The sequence below is a fragment of the Nocardia sp. FDAARGOS_372 genome (assembly GCF_002554515.1).
GTDB classification, from domain to species: Bacteria; Actinomycetota; Actinomycetes; order Mycobacteriales; family Mycobacteriaceae; genus Nocardia; species Nocardia farcinica.
In genome coordinates, this window is sequence record NZ_PDDW01000001.1 from 3,536,595 (window position 1) to 3,556,392 (window position 19,798).

Genomic DNA, 19,798 nt, shown 5'->3' on the forward strand with positions numbered 1-19,798 from the left:
CCGACCTGTCGGCGGACATGATTACCGTCGGATGCGGTGGTTGTGTGTGGAACGGGACGGTGAGAGCGTGAGCGGGCGGCGTACGGCGGGCTGGATCAGGCGGCTGTGGGCCGAATGCCTGCGCCATCCCGGCACGCTCGCGGGCATCGGCGGCGCCATCCTGGCCGGCGCGCTGGTGGAGGTGAGCGCGCCGCTGCTCACCAAACGCGCCCTGGACGCGGCCGGTGTCGGCGACACCGGCGTCATCGGCACGGTCGCGCTGCTGCTGGCGGTGCTGGCCGCGGGCCGGTTCGTCGCCGCCTTCGGCCGCCGGTTGCTGGCCGGGCGGCTCTCCCTCGACGTGCAACACGGCCTGCGGGTGCGGGTGCTCGGCGCGCTGCAACGGCTCGACGGCGCCGGGCAGGACGCGCTGCGCACCGGTCAGGTGGTGTCGCGGTCGATCACCGACCTGCAACTGGTGCAGGGCCTGCTGGCGATGGTGCCGCTCTCCGGCATGGCGCTGCTGCAATTCGTGCTCGCCGCCGCGGTGATGCTGTGGCTCTCGCCGCCGCTGGCGGTGGCGGCGCTGCTGGTGGTGCCCGGCATCGCGGCGGTGGTGTACCGGATGCGGCCGCGGTTGTTCGCGGCCACCTGGTCGGCGCAGCAGCGCGCCGCCGATCTGGCCCAGCACGTCGAGGAGACGGTGACCGGCGTGCGGGTGGTGAAGGGCTTCGGGCAGGAAGCCAGGATGGTCGACGTGCTCGAACGGCACGCGCGCCGGCTGTACGCCGAACGGATGCGCGCGGCCCGGATCGATTCGCGGTTCGCGCCGGTGGTGGCGGCCGTCCCGCAGGCCGGACTGGTCGCGGTGATCGCCTTCGGCGGTTGGCTGGCACTGCACGGCACGATCGGCGTCGGCACCTTCCTCGCCTTCGCCGCCTATGTCGCGACGATGACCTCGGCGGCGCGCGCGATGTCCTCGGTGGTGATCCTGGCCCAGCTGACCAGGGCCGCCGCCGAGCGCGTCTACCAGGTGATCGACACCGCCCCGGTGCTCACCGACCCGCCCGAACCCGTCCCGTTGCCGGCGGGCCCGCTCGGCGTCGAGATCGAGGGGCTGAGCTTCGGCTTCGAGCCGGACCGGCCGATCCTGCGCGACTTCGACCTCACCGTGCGCCCCGGCGAGACGGTCGCGATCATCGGGCCCGCCGGGTCCGGCAAGACCACGCTGTCGCTGCTGCTGCCGCGCTTCTACGCCCCCGACGCCGGCCACATCCGGCTCGTCGGCGCGGACGGCACCCAGCGCGTGGACCTGGCCGACGTGCGCGCCGCCGACCTGCGCGCCGCGGTCGGCGTGGTCTTCGACGACCCGTTCCTGTTCTCCGACACCATCGCCGCCAACATCGCGCTCGGCCGACCCGACGCCACCGACAGCGAGATCAGGCAGGCCGCCGAGCTCGCCGCCGCCGACGAGTTCATCGGCGAACTGCCCGACGGCTACGACACCGTGGTCGGCGAGCGCGGTCTCACCCTGTCCGGCGGTCAGCGCCAGCGCATCGCCCTGGCCAGGGTGCTGCTGGCCCGCCCGCGCATCCTCGTGCTCGACGACGCCACCTCCGCGGTGGACGCGGTGACCGAGGCGGCCATCTTCGACACCCTGCCCGACCGGGGCGGGCGCACCACGATCATCCTGGCGCACCGCGAGTCGACGCTGGCGCACGCCGACCGGGTGATCCGGCTGCCCGCCGCGCCGCGCGCGCTGCCCGCCCCCGACCCGGCCGGACCGGTGCCGTTGCGCAAGACGGTCGGGAAACCGGGCGGTGGCTTCGGGCGGGCCGCGGCCGCCGACATCGCCGAGACGCCGGAGCTGCGCCGCACCATCGAGAAGCTCCCGCCCGCCACCGAGGCGCCCGGCCTCGACGACGCGCGCCTGCGCACCCCCGATCCCGGCTTCCGCCTGGCCCGGCTGCTGCGCCCGGTGCGGGCACTCGTCGGCGCCGTCGTCGCGCTGCTGGCCCTCGACGCCGTGCTCGGTGTCGCCTTCCCGCCGCTGGTGCGCTATGCCATCGACACCGGTGTGGGCACCGGTGACTCCGGCGCCCTGGTGCGCGCCGCGGTCCTCGGCACGCTGCTGGTGGGCGCCGGGCTGCTGGTCGGCGCGGTCACCATCGTGCTCACCGCCCGCACCGGCGAGCGGGTGCTCTACGGCCTGCGGGTGCGCAGCTACGCGCATCTGCAACGGCTCGGGCTCGACTACTACGAGCGGGAACTGTCCGGCCGGATCATGACCAGGATGACCACCGACGTCGACGCGCTGTCGAGCTTCCTGCAGACCGGTGTCGCCACCACCCTGATCGGGCTGCTGACGGTGGTCGGCATCGCGGTGGCGCTGCTGGTGATCGACTTCTCGCTGGCGCTGGTGGTGCTGGCCGCCGTGCCGCCGCTGATCCTGGCGACGGTGCTGTTCCGCCGGGTCTCCTCCACCGCGTACTCGATCTCGCGCGAGCACGTGTCCGCGGTGAACGCCGACTTCCAGGAGAACGTCACCGGTCTGCGGGCCGTGCAGGCCAACCGGCACGAGCCGGTCGCGGCCCGCCGGTTCGCCGAGTACTCCCGGCGCTACCGCAACTCCCGGATGCGGGCGCAGCGGGCGATCGCGCTGTACTTTGCGTTCGTGGTGGCCTGGGCGGATCTGGCGCTGGCCGCGGTGGTGTTCGTCGGCGCCCGCGAGGTGGCCACCGGCGCGACGACGGCGGGCACGCTGGTGGCGTTCGTGCTCTACCTCGAACTGCTGTTCGGCCCGATCACCCAGCTCTCCCAGGTCTTCGACGGCTACCAGCAGGCCCGGGTCGGTTTGCGCCGCATCGGCGACCTGCTGCGGACCCCGTCGTCGATCGCCGCCGACCCGCCCGACGCCGTCCCGATCACCGACGGCCTGCGCGGTCAGGTCGCGGTCGATCACGTGCGGTTCCGCTATCCGGGCACCGACACCCCCGCGCTGGACGACGTCGCGCTCGACATCCCGCCCGGTTCCACGCTCGCCCTGGTGGGCCCGACCGGCGCGGGCAAGTCCACCATCGTCAAGCTGCTGGCCCGCCTCTACGACCTGCCGCGCGACCCCGGCGGTGGGCGTATCGCGGTGGACGGGGTGGACCTGCGCGACTACCGGCTGCGCGACTACCGCGCCCGGCTGGGCATCGTGCCGCAGGAAGCTCACCTGTTCACCGGCGACGTGGCGAGCAACATCGCTTTCGGGAAACCGTCCGCGAGCGAGGACGAGATCGCCGCGGCGGTCGCGGCGGTCGGCGCGACCGAGATGATCGAGTCGTTGCCGCAGGGGCTGCGGCAGCCGGTGGGCGAACGCGGGCGCGGCCTGTCGGCCGGGCAACGTCAGCTCATCGCGCTGGCCAGGGCCGAGCTGGTGCGCCCGGATCTGCTGCTGCTCGACGAGGCCACCGCCACGCTGGATCCGGAGACCGAGGCGTCGGTGCTGGTGGCGAGCGCGTCGGTGGCGCGGGGCCGCACCACGGTGGTGGTCGCGCACCGATTGGCCACCGCCGCCCGCGCCGACGCCATCGCCGTGGTGGAGCGTGGCCGCATCGTCGAGCACGGCACCCACGAGCAGTTGCTGGCCGGTGGCGGAACCTACGCGCGACTGTGGTCGGCCGGGTCCGCGACGGTGGTCGGCGAGCCGTCCGCGTAAGGGTGAGGCGGACGACACACCGCGGCGCGGAGGGAATAAGGTCGATGCCGGACGGGTCGAACACACACGGGTTCGGTTTCCGGCGGGTGGTGGTGACACCGCCGATTTGCTGCTGGGCATATCCTCGACAGAGGGCGCATCGGCGCGCATCCGCCGATCCCCGTGCCGGGCACGTCACAAACGTCGCAGCGCGAAGAACGAAATGAGGCGAACACCTGCTGTGAGCAGCTCAACTTCCCAGTTCGGTCAGAACCAGTGGCTGGTCGACGAGATGTATCAGAAGTTCAAGCAAGATCCATCTTCGGTCGACGAAAGTTGGCACGAATTCCTCGCCGACTACACCCCTGACACCACCACCGACGCCAGCGACAACGGGCAGCAGCCGCCCGCGCCGACGACCGCCTCTCCGCCCGGCCAGGCCCCCGCGCGACCCGCGGCCGCCCCGTCGGCTCCCGCCTCGCAGCAGGCCGCTCCCGCGCAGTCCACCGCCAAGCCCCAGCAGCCCGCCGCCAAGCCGCAGCAGCCCGCCGCCAAGCCGCAGCAGCCCGCCGCCAAGCCGCAGCAGGCCGCCCCGAAGGCCACCGAGAGCAAGGCCACCGAGAGCAAGGCCGCCGCCCCGAAGGCCACCGCCGCCAAGGGCACCGCGCGCACGCCGCAGACCACCCCCGCGCCGACCTCCAACGCCGCGCCGACCTCCGGCGGACCCAAGTCCGCCGAGGCCGCCGACGAGTCGAAGGTGCTGCGCGGCGCCGCCGCGGCGGTCGCGAAGAACATGTCGGCCTCGCTGAGCATCCCCACCGCCACCTCGGTGCGTGCCATCCCGGCCAAGCTGATGATCGACAACCGCCTGGTCATCAACAACCACCTGGCCCGCACCCGCGGCGGCAAGATCTCCTTCACCCACCTGCTCGGCTACGCCATCGTGCAGGCGGTCAAGGCGTTCCCGAACATGAACCGCCACTTCGCCGAGATCGACGGCAAGCCGCACGCGGTCACCCCCGCGCACACCAACCTGGGCCTGGCCATCGACCTGCCCGGCAAGGACGGCAGCCGCTCGCTGGTCGTGGCCGCCATCAAGGGCGCCGAGGAGATGACCTTCGCCCAGTTCCACTCCGCCTACGAGGACATCGTGCGGCGGGCGCGCGAGGGCAAGCTCACCACCGAGGACTTCTCCGGCGTCACCATCTCGCTCACCAACCCGGGCACCATCGGCACCGTGCACTCGGTGCCGCGGCTGATGCCCGGCCAGGGCGCCATCATCGGTGCGGGCGCGATGGAGTACCCGGCCGAATTCCAGGGCATGAGCGATGAACGGATCGCCGACATCGGCGTCGGCAAGCTCATGACGCTGACCTCGACCTACGACCACCGCATCATCCAGGGCGCGGAGTCCGGCGACTTCCTGCGCACCATCCACCAGCTGCTGATCTCCGACGAGTTCTACGACGAGATCTTCCACGGCCTCGGGGTGCCCTACGAGCCGGTGCGCTGGCGCAAGGACATCAAGGAGCGCGGCGTCGACAAGAGCACCCGCGTGCTCGAGATGATCTCGGCCTACCGCAACCGCGGTCACCTGATGGCCGACACCGACCCGCTGCACCTGGTCAAGGACAAGTTCCGCAGCCACCCCGACCTCGACGTCACCCAGCACGGGCTGACCCTGTGGGACCTCGACCGCGAGTTCAACGTGGGCGGCTTCCACGGCCAGGAGCGCATGAAGCTGCGCGACGTGCTCTCGGTGCTGCGCGACGCGTACTGCCGCCACGTCGGCGTGGAGTACATGCACATCCTCGATCCCGAGCAGCTGCAGTGGATCCAGGAGCGCGTCGAGCAGAAGCACGTCAAGCCGACCGTCGCACAGCAGAAGTACATCCTGAACCGGCTCAACGCCGCCGAGGCGTTCGAGACCTTCCTGCAGACCAAGTACGTCGGCCAGAAGCGTTTCTCGCTGGAGGGCGCCGAGTCGGTCATCCCGATGATGGACGCCGTCATCGACCAGTGCGCCGAGCACGCCCTCGACGAGGTCGTCATCGGCATGCCGCACCGCGGCCGGCTCAACGTGCTGGCCAACATCGTCGGCAAGCCCTACTCGAAGATCTTCACCGAGTTCGAGGGCAACATGAACCCGGCCGCCACGCACGGCTCGGGCGACGTGAAGTACCACCTCGGCGCCGAGGGCAACTACCTGCAGATGTTCGGCGACAACGAGATCAAGGTCTCGCTGACCGCCAACCCCTCGCACCTCGAGGCGGTCGACCCGGTGCTCGAGGGCCTGGTGCGCGCCAAGCAGGATCTGCTGGACAAGGGCGACGGCCCCGAGGGCTTCTCGGTCGTGCCGCTGATGCTGCACGGTGACGCCGCGTTCGCCGGTCAGGGCGTGGTCGCCGAGACGCTGAACCTCTCCGGCCTGCGCGGATACCGCACCGGCGGCACCATCCACATCGTGGTGAACAACCAGATCGGCTTCACCACCGCCCCGGAGAACAGCCGCTCCACCGAGTACTCCACCGACATCGCGAAGTTCATCGGCGCGCCGATCTTCCACGTCAACGGCGACGACCCGGAGGCGTGCGACTGGGTCGCGCGCCTGGCGGTCGACTTCCGGCAGAAGTTCCGCAAGGACGTGGTCATCGACCTCATCTGCTACCGCCGCCGCGGGCACAACGAGGGCGACGACCCGTCGATGACCCAGCCGTACATGTACGACGTCATCGACACCAAGCGCTCGGTGCGCAAGAGCTACACCGAGAGCCTGATCGGCCGCGGCGACATCTCGCTCAAGGAGGCCGAGGACGCGCTGCGCGACTACCAGGGCCAGCTGGAACGGGTGTTCAACGAAGTCCGCGAACTGGAGAAATACCCACCGGGCCCGAGCGAATCGGTCGAAGACGACCAGCGGGTGCCCGGCACCGTGCACACCGCGGTGGACAAGTCGGTGCTGCAGCGCATCGGTGACGCGTTCATCAACGTGCCCGAGGGCTTCAACGTGCACCCGCGCGTGAAGCCGGTGCTGGAGAAGCGCCGCGAGATGGCCTACGAGGGCAAGATCGACTGGGCCTTCGCCGAGCTGCTCGCCTTCGGCACGCTCATCGACGAGGGCCGGGCCGTGCGCCTGACCGGCCAGGACTCCCGTCGTGGCACGTTCACCCAGCGGCACGCGGTGATCATCGACCGCAAGACCGCCGCGGAGTACACCCCGCTGCACAACATCGGCAGCGCCAACCCGGGCTGGTTCGCCGTGCACGACTCGGCGCTGAGCGAGTTCGCCGCCGTCGGTTTCGAGTACGGCTACTCGCTGGGCAACCCGGATGCGCTGGTGCTGTGGGAGGCGCAGTTCGGCGACTTCGTCAACGGCGCGCAGTCGATCATCGACGAGTTCATCTCCTCCGGTGAGGCCAAGTGGGGCCAGCTCTCCGACGTCGTGCTGCTGCTGCCGCACGGCCACGAGGGGCAGGGCCCGGACCACACCTCCGGTCGCATCGAACGCTTCCTGCAGCTGTGCGCGGAGGGGTCGATGACGGTCGCGGTGCCGTCCACCCCGGCCAACTACTTCCACCTGCTGCGCCGGCACGCGCTCGACGGCATCCGCCGTCCGCTCATCGTCTTCACCCCGAAGTCGATGCTGCGCAACAAGGCCGTGGTCTCGGATCTGAAGGACTTCACCGAGTCCAAGTTCCGGTCGGTGTTCGACGAGCCCGCCTACGAGCAGGGCATCGGCGACCGCAGCAAGGTCAAGCGCATCCTGCTGACCAGCGGCAAGCTCTACTACGAGCTGGCCGCGGAGAAGGCCAAGCAGAAGCGCGAGGACGTGGCGATCGTGCGCGTCGAGCAGCTCTACCCGGTGCCGAAGTTCCGCATCAACGAGGCGCTGGGCGGCTACCCGAACGCGACCGACATCGCCTGGGTCCAGGAGGAGCCCGCCAACCAGGGCGCCTGGCCGTTCTTCGGCCTCAACCTGCCCGAGATGCTCCCCGACCGCCTGGGCAAGCTGCGCCGCATCTCCCGCCGCGCCATGTCGGCCCCGTCCTCGGGTTCGTCGAAGGTGCACGCCGTCGAGCAGGCGGAGATCATCGCCGAAGCCTTCGAGCCGACCAGCTAATTCCGCATCGCGACGCGCCGGGGCCGGGCAGCACGCACGCTGCCCGGCCCCGCGCCGTCGGCGGGGTCCTCGGGCAGGTTGGAGATCGAGACCGCGGGGGCCGGAATCCTCGTGCGCGTGATGGCGGATGAGGCGCGGTTCAGCGCGCAACCATTCGACGCGCGAAGCTCGAGCAGTCGCGCTTCCGCCGGGGACAGGCACCGCAGCAGAGCTGAACCCCTGAGGCTACGGAAGACCGACGGTGGTCGACCTGTGGACGAAGCCGGACGGCTGCCCCTGGACCGGTATAGCGTGGGTGGCGCGATGCCCACCGGCGTCGCGTGGTTCGGCGAGAGGGTGCGGGTGTCCGAGACGGGGTTGTCGTTCGTGACGATGGGGCTGGGGTGGGACCCGGCCGACCGGAGCCGCTGGTTGCGCGGGCGACGCGAGATCGATCTCAACGCCGCGGCGTTGCTGTTCGCGGGGGACGCGCTGGCGGATGTGGTGTACCACGAACAGTTGTCCTCCCAGGACGGTGCGGTGCGCCTGCTCGGCGACAGCACCAACGGTGAGGGCGACGGGGACAACGAGATCATCACCCTCGACCTCACCCGCATCGCCCCCGCGGTGACCACGGTGGTGCTCCTGGTGACCTCCTACACCGGCCAGACCCTGGATGAGGTACGAAACTCCTTCTGCCGCTTGGTGAACGGCGAGACCGGCACCGAATTCGCCCACTACGTCCTGGGAGATCCAGCGCACGGTTTCCTGGTGGGCACCCTCGACCGCACCGAAACCGGTTGGGCCTACCACGAAATCGCCGCCGCGATCGACGCCGAACACCCGGCCGAAGCCGTCCCGCACCTGGCCGCCCACCTGCACTGAGCGTCACGCCCGCAGTGCCGCCGCCAGTTGTGGTTCGAGGGCTGCGGCGAGGTTGAGCAGGGAGTCGACGAGTAGGTCGATGAGTTGTTCGCGGGGAATGGGTTCGGTGCGCAGCCAGGTGAGGGTGGTCTCCTCGACGAAGGCGATCCAGCCGCGCATGCCGAGCAGCAGGCGGGGGCGGTCGGGCTCGGCGACCTCGATCGGGGCCTCGGTGAGGATGAGCTGGACGATGGCGTCGCGGGTGGATTCGACCAGCGGGCCGAGGTCGGGGTTGACGCTGGTGGGTCCGCGCAGCAGTGCCAGGTACGAGGTGCGGTTCTGGCTGACGTAGTCGACGTAGCGCTCGATGGAGTCGCGCACCATGTCGGTGATGCCGAGCGTCCGGTCGGGGGTCACGCGCTCGAGCAGTTCGGCGTTGGCGTGGCGGACGATGGCGAGCTGGAAGTCCTGTTTGGTCGGGAAGTAGTGGAACAGCAGGCCGCGGGAGATGCCCGCTTCGGCGGCGATCTCGCTGACGGAGATGTCCTCGATGGCGCGCTCGCCGAGCATCCGCGCCCCGAGCGCGATCAACTGCTTGCGGCGCTCCTCGGGGGTGAGCCGGGTTCGTTTCGCGGTTCCGCCGGGGCTGCTGCTCTTCACGGTACTCATGTTACTGAACGTCGTTCAATACTGTTGACTCCTGCTCAATAGCGCCGTAATCTGGGTTACATGAGTCGCAAGGTTACAGACAATGCTGTCGGCGACCGGCCCACCCGCCACGCCAAGACGATCATCATCGGCAGCGGGTTCGCCGGATTGGGCCTGGCCATCCGCCTCAGGCAACAGGGCCGCACCGACTACCTGGTCCTGGAGCGCGGCAGCGATGTCGGCGGCACCTGGCGGGACAACACCTATCCGGGTGCGGCCTGCGACGTGCCCTCGCACCTGTACTCGTACTCCTTCGCGCTGAACCCGGACTGGTCGCGCTCGTTCTCCCGCCAGGGCGAGATCCAGCAGTACATCCGCTCGGTGGCCGAGAAGTACCAGGTGCTCGACAAGCACATCTTCGACTGCGACGTCACCGGCGCCCGCTGGAACGCCGAGACCGCGCAGTGGGAGATCGCCACCAGCCAGGGCTCCTTCACCGCCGACACCGTGGTCTCCGCGGTCGGCGCGCTGTGCGAGCCCGCGCTGCCCGATATCAAGGGCATCAACACCTTCGACGGCGAGATCTTCCACTCCGCCCGTTGGAACCACAGCGCCGACCTCACCGGCAAGCGGGTGGCCATCATCGGCACCGGCGCCTCGGCCATCCAGATCGTGCCCGCCATCGCGCCGCAGGTGGGCCACCTCGACGTCTATCAGCGCACCGCGCCGTGGCTGCTACCGCGCTTCGATCGGCCCTACACCTTGCCGGAACGACTGGCGTTCAAGCACATTCCCGGCGTGCAGCGACTCTCCCGCGCCGCGATCTACGCCGCGCGCGAGACCCAGGTGGTCGGCCTCGCCAAGTTCCCGCCGCTCATGCAGGCCTTCGAGCTGATCTCGAAAGCCAAGCTGCGCTACGAGATCAGCGATCCGGAGCTGCGCCGCAAGGCCACCCCGAACTACCGCATCGGCTGCAAGCGCATGCTGATCTCCAACGACTACTACCCGGCGCTGGACCGCGACAACGTCGACCTGATCACCGACGGCATCGCCGAGATCCGCCCGCACTCGATCGTCACCAAGGACGGCACCGAGCGCGAGATCGACGCGCTCATCGTGGCCACCGGCTTCCACGTCACCGATTCGCCGACCTACGAGACCATCGTCGGCAAGGACGGCCGCACACTGAGCGAGGTGTTCGACGACATCGGCCAGCAGGGTTACAAGGGCTCGGCCGTGGCGAACTTCCCCAACATGTTCTTCCTGCTCGGCCCGAACGTCGGCCTGGGCCACACCTCGATGGTGTACATGATCGAATCGCAGATCAACTACATCGCCGACGCGCTGGCCACCGTCGACCGCCTCGGCCTGCGCACCGTCGAGGTGCGCCGCGAGGTGCAGGACGAATACAACCGCGAACTGCAGGCCAAGCTGAGCAAGTCGGTGTGGAACACCGGCGGCTGCGCCAGCTGGTACCTGGACAAGCACGGCAACAACACCACGTTGTGGCCCGATTTCACCTTCCGGTTCCGTAGTCTGACAAGGAAATTCGACGTGTCGGCCTACGCGACCAGCACCACCCCCGACAAGAACACCGCCCCGGAGCCGACCACCGCGCCCGCCGAACTGAAAGTTGTGTGACCGTGAGCAACGACGCTTACTTCAAGGACAAGGTCTGTGTGATCACCGGCGCGGGTTCCGGCATCGGCCGGGCCCTGGCCGAGAACCTGGCCCGGCGCGGCGCGCGCCTGGCGCTGTCCGACATCGACACCGAGGGTCTGGCCGAGACCGTGCGTCGCTGTGAACAACTCGGCGCGCAGGTGAAGTCGGACCGGGTGAACGTGGCCGAGCGCGAGGCCGTGCTGCTCTACGCCGACGCGGTGAAGGCGCACTTCGGCGTGGTCCACCAGATCTACAACAACGCGGGCATCGCCCACCACGGCGACGTGATCAAGTCCGAGTTCAAGGACATCGAGCGGATCATGGACGTCGACTTCTGGGGTGTCGTCAACGGCACCAAGGCGTTCCTGCCGATGCTCATCGAGTCCGGCGACGGCCACGTGGTCAACGTGTCCAGCCTGTTCGGGCTCATCGCCGTGCCCGGCCAGGCCGCCTACAACTCGGCCAAGTTCGCGGTGCGCGGCTTCACCGAGGCGCTGCGCCAGGAGATGCTGGTCGGCAAGCTGCCGGTCAAGGTCACCTGCGTGCACCCGGGCGGCATCAAGACCGCCGTGGCGCGCAACGCCACCTACGCCGAGGGCATCGACGAGAAGTCGGCGGCCTCGATGTTCGACAAGAAGCTCGCCATCCACACCCCGGAGATGGCCGCGCAGACGATCGTCAACGGCGTGCGCAAGGGGCATGGCCGGGTGCTGATCGGCTGGGAGGCCAAGCTGCTCGATCTGTTCGTGCGCGTCACCGCCTCGGGCTACCAGCGCATCGCGGCCGCGGTCAGCGGCCCCTACCTGCCCTGACCCGAGTCCGGTTGCCGAGCGAGAGCGAACGACCTTGCGCGATCTGAACATTCCGCTGCCCGTCCTGCGGGCGGCGATCAATCCCCTGTTCCGGGTGATGCTCAACGCCCGCCTGCCGTTCACCGTGCAGCGCACCCTGATGGACGCGGCCTCCCGCATCCAGTTCGTGCCCGCGGGCACGACGGTGCGCCGCACCCGGCTCGGCGGCAGGCCGGCCGAGCAGCTGACCGCCGGGCGCGCCGAGCCCACCACCGCCGTGCTCTACCTGCACGGCGGTGGTTACGCCGTGGGATCGATGGCCACGCATCGCTCGCTGGCGGCGCGGCTGGCGCACGAGACGGGCGCGGCGGTGTTCCTGCTGGACTACCGGCTGGCGCCGGAGCATCCCTTCCCCGCCGCGCTCGACGACGCGGTGGCGGCCTTCGACGAGCTGGTCGCCGCCGGGTACGCGCCCGAGTCGATCGCCATCGCCGGTGACTCGGCGGGCGGTGGGCTGAGCCTGGCGACCGCGCAGCGCCTGCTGGCCGAGCAGAACCGCCGCCCGGCCGCGCTGGGGCTGATCGCGCCCTGGACGGACCCGACCGGCACCCCGGCGCGCGAGCGCGATCTCGTGGTGAGCAGGCCGTGGGCACTCGCCTGCGCGGCCGCCTACCTCGGCGACGGCGATCCTGGCGTGCCCGGATACGCGCCGCTGCGCGCGTCCATGCACGGGCTGCCGCCCACCTATGTGCAGGCCGATATCGATGAACTGCTGCATGAGCAGTGCGTAGAGTTGGTGCAGGCATTGCGCGACGCGGGCGTGCACGTGCGGTTCACCGAGAGCCGTGGGCTGTGGCACGTCGCGCAGCTGCAGGCGTCGCTGGCGGCGCCGGCGGCCGCGGCGGTGCGCGAATTGTCGGAGTTCCTGCGTGAGGCACTGCAACCGGTGGACATGCGCCACCTGGGTTGATCCGCTGCCGGGATTCGGCGGCCGGACTGACACCCCGGATCAAGGTGTCGTAGATTACTGGCGAGTAAACACACGTGGAAGGGCACTGATGCGAGAGTTCGAAGTCCCGGCTTCCTACACAATCCCGGATGACGCGAACAATTCCGACAACGTCTTCCGCCATGCCGAACAGTCGCCGAACGCCGTGCTGTTCAACGTGCCGAACGGCAGTGGTGGCTGGAAGGACGTCACGGCGTCGCAGTTCGCGAAGACCGTCACCGGTGTGGCGAAGGGCCTGATCGCCGCGGGCATCGAACTCGGCGACCGCGTGGCCATCATGGCACCGACCCGCTACGAGTGGCAGGTGCTCGACTTCGCCGTCTGGGCCGCCGGTGGCTGCACCGTCGCCATCTACGACAGCTCCTCCGCCGAGCAGGCCAAGTGGATCCTGCAGGACTCCGCCACCAAGCTGCTGGTGGTCGACAGCGACAAGCACCGCGCCGTGATCGACGAGATCGAGACCGGCGCGCTGCCCGACCTCGCCGAGATCGTGCAGATCGACAAGGGCGCCGTCGACGACCTGATCGAGCGCGGCAAGGACCTCGACGACCAGGTCGTACACGAGCGGCGCAAGCAGGTCGGCGCGAGCTCGCCCGCCACCCTGATCTACACCTCGGGCACCACCGGGCGGCCCAAGGGCGTCATGCTCTCGCACGCCAACCTGTGGGCGGAGTCCACCGCCGATCGCATCGCCCTGGGCAAGTACGTCACCGAGGGCAAGAAGACCCTCATGTTCCTGCCGCTGGCGCACGTGTTCGCCCGCGCGGTGGCGCTGGCGGCCTTCGACGCCAAGGTGATCGTCGCCCACACCTCCGACTGGACCACGCTGGTGGACCAGTTCGGCGCGTTCAAGCCGCACTTCATCCTCTCGGTGCCGCGCGTGTTCGAGAAGGTGTTCAACGGCGCCAAGCAGAAGGCGCACGACGGCGGCAAGGGCAAGATCTTCGACGCCGCCGCCGCGACCGCGATCGAGTACAGCGAGGCGCTCGACAACGGCGGCCCCGGCCTGGTGCTCAAGCTCAAGCACGCCCTGTTCGACAAGCTGGTCTACAGCAAGCTCAAGACCGCGCTGGGCGGGCAGTGCGAGGCGGCCGTCTCCGGCGGCGGCCCGCTGGGCGCGCGGCTCGGCCACTTCTTCCGCGGCGTCGGCGTGACGATCTACGAAGGCTACGGCCTGACCGAAACCACGGCCGCGTTCAGCGTGAACACCCCCGAGCACATCCGGGTCGGCTCGGTCGGCCGCCCGATCGAGGGCCACGCCGCCAAGATCGCCGAGGACGGCGAGCTGCTGCTGCGCGGCCCGGTGGTGTTCAACGGCTACTGGGGCAACGAGGCCGCCACCGAGGAGGCATTCGCCGACGGCTGGTTCAAGACCGGTGACCTGGGCGCGATCGACGCCGACGGGTTCATCACGATCACCGGCCGCAAGAAGGAGATCATCGTCACCGCGGGCGGCAAGAACGTCTCCCCCGCGCTGCTCGAGGACTCGCTGCGCGCGCATCCGCTGATCAGCCAGGTGATGGTGGTCGGCGACGGCCAGCCGTTCATCGGCGCGCTGATCACCCTCGACCCGGAGGCGCTGCCGGGATGGAAGGAACGGCACGGCCTGGCCGCGGACACCGCGATCGAGACGGTCGTCGAGCATCCCGAACTGGTCGCCGAGATCGATGCCGCGGTGGCCGAGACCAACAAGAAGGTCTCGCACGCCGAACAGATCAAGAAGCACCGCATCCTGACCGTGGACTGGACCCAGGAAGGCGGCGAGCTGACCCCCAAGATGTCGCTCAAGCGCGCGGTGGTCATGAAGCAGTACGCGGCCGAGGTGGAGAAGATCTACGCCTGAGCAGCCGAGGTAGGGCTTGGTCGGCCGGCGGGGCCGGGGCGGCAGTAGGCTCGCGGCATGGTACTGCGGTGGCGGATCGCCGCCGGGCTGGTGAGCGCGGGGCTGGCGCTCGCCCTGGCCGAACTCCTCGCGGCCCTGCTGCGGCCGGGTAGCGCCCCGCCCTACGTACTGGGCGCCGCGGTGGTCGACCACACCCCGGACGGGCTGCGCGAGTGGGCGATCCAGACCTTCGGCACCGCCGACAAGGCCGTGCTGTTCCTCGTCATGGGCGCGGTCGCGGTCCTGCTCGCCGGGGTCGCGGGCGCCGTCGAACGCGACCGACGGACGTTCGGCTCGGCGCTGTTCGCGCTGTTCGGCGCGGTCGCGGCGGTGCTCGCCGCCGACCGGTACGGTCTGCTCGCCGCGGTGCCGACGCTGCTGGGCGTGGGCGCCGGGATCGGGGCGTTGCGCTCGTTCGCGCGGCGGATCGACGCGGCAGCCGCGGCCGGAGCCGGCGCGCGCGGCGCGGAGACCGGGCAGCACAGGCCGGGCGCGTCGGCGTCTCGGCGCCGGCCGGACGAGCAGGTGCCCGATGTGCGACACCCCACCGGCCCGGTGGACGACACCCGCGGCGAGGCAGGATCACAGCCGCGCCGGACACCCGCCGCACAGACCGGGAGCAGCGACACCGGCCTCCCGGGACCATCGCGCGACGAGACGCACCGACCCGATCCGGCCCCCGGCCGACTCCCGCGTCGTACGCCTGCGCCGGAGTCCCAGCCGAGGGCGGCGGGCACCTGGAGAGAATCGCGCGGGACGCGGCACGAGCGGGGTCTCGCAGCCGCCGACCGCCGAGAACTGTTGCGCGGCCTGGTCATCGCCGGTGGTGCGGCGGTGGCGGCGGGCGCGGCGGGCCGGGTGCTCGCGGTGCGGCGGGGGGATGTGACGCAGGAACGGGCGGCGGTGCAGCTGCCCGCGCCGGGTGAGCCGCCGGTGGCGATCGACCCGGCGGCCGATCTGCGGGTGCCCGGACTGACCCCGTACCTGACGAGCGCCGACGACTTCTACCGCATCGACACCGCCCTGGTGTTGCCGCAGGTGTCGGTGCGGGATTGGTCGTTGCGGATCCACGGGCTGGTCGAACGCGAGATCCGGATCGGCTGGGACGACCTGGCCCGGCGCACCGCGGTGGAACGGCTGGTCACGCTGACCTGCGTGTCCAATCCGGTCGGCGGCGACCTGGTCGGCAACGCGCTGTGGCGGGGGTATCGCCTCGACGAACTGCTGGCCGAGGCGGGCCCGCTGCCCGAGGCCGACATGGTGCTCTCGCGCAGCAAGGACGGCTGGACGGCGGGCACGCCCCTGGCCGTGCTGACCGACGGACGCGACGCGCTGCTGGCGATCGGCATGAACGGCGAACCGCTGCCGGTGCGGCACGGCTACCCGGCCCGGTTGGTGGTGCCCGGCCTCTACGGATACGTCTCGGCGACCAAGTGGGTGACCGAACTGGAGGTCACCCGGTTCGATCGCGCCACCGCGTACTGGACCCGCCGCGGCTGGTCGGCCCTCGGCCCGATCAAAACCGGCACCCGCATCGACACCCCCGGCCCGCGCTCGCGCCCGAGCCCCGGCCCGGTGCCGGTCGCCGGTGTCGCGTGGGCACAGCACCGCGGCATCGCGGCGGTCGAGGTGCAGGTCGACGGCGGGCCCTGGCAGCAGGCCCGCCTGTCCGCCGAGCAATCGGTGGACACCTGGCGGCAGTGGGTCTACGACTGGGACGCCACGCCCGGACCGCACACCCTGCGCGCCCGCGCCACCGACGGCACCGGCGCGGTCCAGACCGCCGAGGTCGCCGACGTCCTGCCGGACGGCGCGACCGGTTATCCGAGCGTCACCGTGCGGGTGAGCTGACCACCGCCGCGCCGGTCAGGCGGAGACGGCGTCCGCGGCGGTGGGCTGATCGGCCGTGGTGCGCGGGCCGTGGCCGATGAACAGCGCCGAGGCAAGCACGCCGATGAGCAGGACGGCGGCGGGCAGGATCATCGATTCCGACAGCGCCGCGCTGAATTCGTCGAGCACATGCGGCGGGATCGGGCCCTGACCGACGCCGCCTTCGGCGACCCGGCCGCCGCCGAGCCCGTGCGCCGACATCCGGGACGCGATCAACGCGCTGATCGCCGCGCTGCCGAGCACCGAACCGACCTGGCGGGTGGTGTTGTAGATGCCCGAGCCCGCGCCCGCCTGCTGCACCGGCAGGTTGTGCGTCGCGGTGGCCGCCAGCGGACCCCAGATGCAGGCGTTGGCGAAACCGGCGAAGCCCGCCGACACCAGGAACAGGACCAGCTCCGAATCCGGCGTCATGATCGCCGCCCACCAGAAGATCACCGCGGCGAACAACGCGAACCCGATGGTGGGCAGGATGCGCGGCGCGAGCCGGTCGGCGAAGCGGCCGAGGACCGGCGCCGCGAAACCGGTGACGACCGCCATCGGCGCCAGCACCAGCGCCGACTTGGTCGGCGACATGTCGCGCACCGCCTGGAGGTAGAAGTAGACCGGCACCATCAACCCGGTCACGGCCGCGCCCATGGCGGCGATGGCGATGTTGGACAGCGCGAAGTTGCGGACCCGGAACAGTCCGAGCGGGACCAGTGGCTCGCCGGTGTTGCGCGCCTGGTTGACCACGAACAGCCCCAGCACCACGATGCCCGCGGCGATCAGCAGCCAGATGCGCACCGACCAGTCGTAGGTGTTGCCCTCCTGGATGCCGAACACCAGCAGGAACATGCCGAGTCCGCTGTGCACGACGCCGGGGATGTCGAACTTGTGCTCGTGGGTGGGCAGGGCGGGCACCAGCCACACCGCCAGCGCGAAGGCGAGCACGCCGACCGGCACGTTGACGATGAAGATCCACTCCCAGCTCAGGCCGTCCACCAGCACGCCGCCGAGGATCGGCCCGACCAGGGTGGCCAGGCCCGCGACGCCGCCCCAGAGCCCCATCGCGGCGCCGCGCTTGTCCGGCGGGAAGGTGCGGGTGATCACCGCCATCGTCTGCGGGGTCATCAGCGCCGCGCCGAGGCCCTGCACGGCGCGCGCGGCGATCAGCATCTCGATGCTGTTCGACATGCCGCACCACAGCGAGGCAGCGGTGAACACGGCCAGACCGGCCAGGTAGATGTTCTTGGGGCCGAAGCGGTCACCGAGGCGGCCGGTGATGAGCAGCGGCACGGCGTAGGTGAGCAGGTAGGCGCTGGTCACCCAGATGACCTGGGAGATGTCGGCGCCGAGGTCGGTCATGATCGCCGGGTTGGCGACCGCGACGATGGTCATGTCCAACAGGATCATGAAGAAGCCGACGACCAGCGCGAACAGCGCCAGCCACGGATTGCGTTGGGTCGACACGGAAATGCTTCCTATCTGGGGGCGATCGGGACGATCGAGGGGGATGGCGGCTGGGCGGCGTGCGCGCGGCGCGGCGCCGGGGGCGGGTCGGCCTCGTCGCCGTCCCACGGGGTGGCCGGCGCGGGCGTGCGGCGCGCGCCGGTCGGCTCGAACTCCTCCCAGGCCGGCTCGCCCGCGGCGAGCTCGGCGGTGAAGCCGGCCAGCCAGTCCCGCTGCGCCCGCACGGTCGCGCGCAGGTACGGCAGGACGAGCCAGTAGCGCCGGGCGATGCCCTTGCGCTCGGCCCAGGCGATCATCGCGTCCAGATCGGCCAGGTCGTGGTCGAGGTGGGCGATGCGCTCACCCAGCAGGGCGAGCACCTCCTCGGCGGGCAGGTTGTGTGCCTCGGCGAGGGCGAGCGGGAACTCGGGGTACTCGGGCACCGGGGCACGCAGGATGTCGGTGATCCGGTCGCGCAGCGCGGCGCGGCCCCGCGGAGTGATGCGATAGGTGGTGCGCTCGGGACGGTTGCCCGCACGGTCCACGCCCTCGGCGCGCACCAGTTCCTGATCGGCCAACCGCGCCACCGTGTGGTAGAGCGAGCCGGGGCGGACCTTGACCAGCATGTCCTCCCGGCGCTCGATCAGCGTCTGATACATCTCGTAGGGATGCATGGGCCGCTCCTCGAGCAGCGCGAGCACCGAGACCGCCAGTGCGGTCGGCTTGCCGCGCCCCTGCCCCATTCTCGCCACCTTCCGTCTCGTCCGCGCCGGATGCGCCACCGATCATTCCGCGGTCCACCGACATACTCCACACGAAATACTCCACGTGGAATATACGGCGACGGTGGATGCGGCGACAAGGGGACTGACTGTGATCCGGGCCTCGCGCCCCGGCGGCGATGCGTCGATCAGAGTCCGTGCGCGTCGAGCCACTGGCGGGCCGACTCGGCAGGGGCGCTGCCGGTGCCGACGGCGCGGACCAGCTCGACGAGTTCCGCGGTGGTCAGCTCACCCGCGACGTAGTTGAGTTTCCGCGTCCGCTGGTCGTCGAGCACGCCCTTGCGCAGCAGGGGGACGACGTTCTCCGCGCGCACCGCGAAGTCCTCGTCCGCGAGCACGGTCAGTCCCTCGGCGGCGGGGACGAGTTCGGGCGGGCCGGTCAGGACGCCGACGCCGACCACGCCGGCGCGCAACGCCTGCACCAGCGCCTCCGGTGACGGGAAGGAGGTGACGGCGGCGAACTCGCACCCCGCCACCCGGATCGCGGCGCCGGGGGGCAGCAGGCCGGGCACCGTCGCGACACCGGCCGTGGTCGCCGGGCAGCGCGGGATCAGCGCGCGCACCGAGTCGAGGCCGTCACGACGAGCCGCCACCGGCTCGACGAGCAGGCGGGGGCGCAGGTCGGCGCTCTCGGCCGGGTCGGCGACCACCAATCCCTCGGGCAGGGAACGATTCAGCGCGGTGCCGACCTCGGCCGGAGTCGTGGCCTGCGCGGTGCCGTCGAACGCCGCGAGCAGCGCACCGGTGTGCTCGCCGACCAGTCCGACGGCGCCCGCGTCCAGTGCGGCCAGCGTGCCCGCCCGGTCCCCCAGTCCGGTCTGCACCCGCACCGGCAGGCCGGTGCGGGCGAGCGCGCCCGCGTAGATCTCGGCCAGCACCCGGGATTCGGCGCTGTCCCCCGCGCCGACCACGAACACCGGTTCGTCCTCGGCGCTCCCGCACGACACCGCGAACACCGCCAGCGCGGCGACGAGCATCCGGGCGAGCACCCGCCGCGGCGCGGTGGAAGGCATACGGCGACACCAACTCTCCGTAGTCGGGAACGGCCAAGGACCCGCCCGGCCGGGGACGGGCTCGTGCAG

General features: G+C 70.8%; 12 protein-coding genes. 8 read left to right on the forward strand and 4 right to left on the reverse strand.

What is annotated here, in order from left to right:
* Positions 1–31: 31 nt before the first annotated feature.
* From CRM89_RS16905 to CRM89_RS16915, 3 genes are all read left to right on the forward strand, one after another.
* Positions 32–3,682, forward strand: coding sequence for an ABC transporter ATP-binding protein (locus tag CRM89_RS16905; protein WP_098084951.1), 3,651 nt, complete (start codon positions 32–34; stop codon positions 3,680–3,682).
* A 202-nt stretch (positions 3,683–3,884) separates the two neighbouring features.
* Positions 3,885–7,781, forward strand: a complete 3,897-nt coding sequence (locus tag CRM89_RS16910; RefSeq protein ID WP_172964532.1) for a multifunctional oxoglutarate decarboxylase/oxoglutarate dehydrogenase thiamine pyrophosphate-binding subunit/dihydrolipoyllysine-residue succinyltransferase subunit — start codon at positions 3,885–3,887, stop codon at positions 7,779–7,781.
* Positions 7,782–8,084: 303 nt separating this feature from the next.
* Complete coding sequence (locus CRM89_RS16915; protein WP_228795684.1) at positions 8,085–8,645, forward strand: TerD family protein; 561 nt, start codon at positions 8,085–8,087, stop codon at positions 8,643–8,645.
* A gap of 3 nt (positions 8,646–8,648) precedes the next feature.
* Here CRM89_RS16915 and CRM89_RS16920 read toward each other — a convergent pair whose 3' ends face one another.
* Complete coding sequence (locus CRM89_RS16920) at positions 8,649–9,293, reverse strand: TetR/AcrR family transcriptional regulator (protein ID WP_098084958.1); 645 nt, start codon at positions 9,291–9,293, stop codon at positions 8,649–8,651.
* Between the two features lie 60 nt (positions 9,294–9,353).
* Here CRM89_RS16920 and CRM89_RS16925 point away from each other — a divergent pair, with 60 nt between their 5' ends.
* The 5 genes from CRM89_RS16925 to CRM89_RS16945 all read left to right on the forward strand — a co-directional run bounded on the left by CRM89_RS16925 (position 9,354) and on the right by CRM89_RS16945 (position 16,467).
* Positions 9,354–10,913, forward strand: a complete 1,560-nt coding sequence (locus CRM89_RS16925; RefSeq protein ID WP_098084961.1) for an NAD(P)/FAD-dependent oxidoreductase — start codon at positions 9,354–9,356, stop codon at positions 10,911–10,913.
* 2 nt (positions 10,914–10,915) lie between these two features.
* Positions 10,916–11,746 (forward strand): SDR family oxidoreductase, encoded by an 831-nt coding sequence (locus tag CRM89_RS16930; protein ID WP_041561343.1) that lies wholly within the window; start codon positions 10,916–10,918, stop codon positions 11,744–11,746.
* Positions 11,747–11,780: 34 nt separating this feature from the next.
* Complete coding sequence (locus CRM89_RS16935; protein ID WP_060594530.1) at positions 11,781–12,695, forward strand: alpha/beta hydrolase; 915 nt, start codon at positions 11,781–11,783, stop codon at positions 12,693–12,695.
* An 88-nt stretch (positions 12,696–12,783) separates the two neighbouring features.
* The gene (locus tag CRM89_RS16940) at positions 12,784–14,577 is read left to right on the forward strand and encodes a long-chain fatty acid--CoA ligase (protein WP_011211239.1); all 1,794 of its coding nucleotides are present in this window, start codon (positions 12,784–12,786) and stop codon (positions 14,575–14,577) included.
* Positions 14,578–14,634: 57 nt separating this feature from the next.
* A complete protein-coding gene (locus CRM89_RS16945) occupies positions 14,635–16,467 on the forward strand; it encodes a sulfite oxidase (RefSeq protein WP_098084964.1) in 1,833 nt (610 codons plus the stop codon).
* A gap of 15 nt (positions 16,468–16,482) precedes the next feature.
* Here the strand turns inward: CRM89_RS16945 and CRM89_RS16950 are convergent, their stop codons facing one another.
* The 3 genes from CRM89_RS16950 to CRM89_RS16960 all read right to left on the reverse strand — a co-directional run bounded on the left by CRM89_RS16950 (position 16,483) and on the right by CRM89_RS16960 (position 19,729).
* On the reverse strand, positions 16,483–17,955 hold the full coding sequence (locus CRM89_RS16950) for a DHA2 family efflux MFS transporter permease subunit (protein ID WP_098084967.1): 1,473 nt from the start codon (positions 17,953–17,955) through the stop codon (positions 16,483–16,485).
* A gap of 11 nt (positions 17,956–17,966) precedes the next feature.
* Positions 17,967–18,677 (reverse strand): PadR family transcriptional regulator, encoded by a 711-nt coding sequence (locus CRM89_RS16955; protein ID WP_098084970.1) that lies wholly within the window; start codon positions 18,675–18,677, stop codon positions 17,967–17,969.
* A 167-nt stretch (positions 18,678–18,844) separates the two neighbouring features.
* Positions 18,845–19,729 carry a glycine betaine ABC transporter substrate-binding protein gene (locus tag CRM89_RS16960; RefSeq protein WP_098084972.1) on the reverse strand — a complete coding sequence of 295 codons (885 nt, stop codon included), beginning with the start codon at positions 19,727–19,729 and terminating at the stop codon, positions 18,845–18,847.
* Positions 19,730–19,798 lie beyond the last annotated feature (69 nt).

Excerpts from the sequence above, each read along its gene's own strand:
- CRM89_RS16960 (WP_098084972.1), bottom strand. The coding sequence starts at position 19,729 with ATGCCTTCCACCGCGCCGCGGCGGGTGCTCGCCCGGATGCTCGTCGCC.
- CRM89_RS16955 (WP_098084970.1), bottom strand. The coding sequence starts at position 18,677 with ATGGGGCAGGGGCGCGGCAAGCCGACCGCACTGGCGGTCTCGGTGCTC.
- CRM89_RS16915 (WP_228795684.1), top strand. The coding sequence starts at position 8,085 with ATGCCCACCGGCGTCGCGTGGTTCGGCGAGAGGGTGCGGGTGTCCGAG.
- CRM89_RS16945 (WP_098084964.1), top strand. The coding sequence starts at position 14,635 with ATGGTACTGCGGTGGCGGATCGCCGCCGGGCTGGTGAGCGCGGGGCTG.
- CRM89_RS16940 (WP_011211239.1), top strand. The coding sequence starts at position 12,784 with ATGCGAGAGTTCGAAGTCCCGGCTTCCTACACAATCCCGGATGACGCG.
- CRM89_RS16925 (WP_098084961.1), top strand. The coding sequence starts at position 9,354 with ATGAGTCGCAAGGTTACAGACAATGCTGTCGGCGACCGGCCCACCCGC.
- CRM89_RS16920 (WP_098084958.1), bottom strand. The coding sequence starts at position 9,293 with ATGAGTACCGTGAAGAGCAGCAGCCCCGGCGGAACCGCGAAACGAACC.
- CRM89_RS16910 (WP_172964532.1), top strand. The coding sequence starts at position 3,885 with ATGAGGCGAACACCTGCTGTGAGCAGCTCAACTTCCCAGTTCGGTCAG.
- CRM89_RS16905 (WP_098084951.1), top strand. The coding sequence starts at position 32 with ATGCGGTGGTTGTGTGTGGAACGGGACGGTGAGAGCGTGAGCGGGCGG.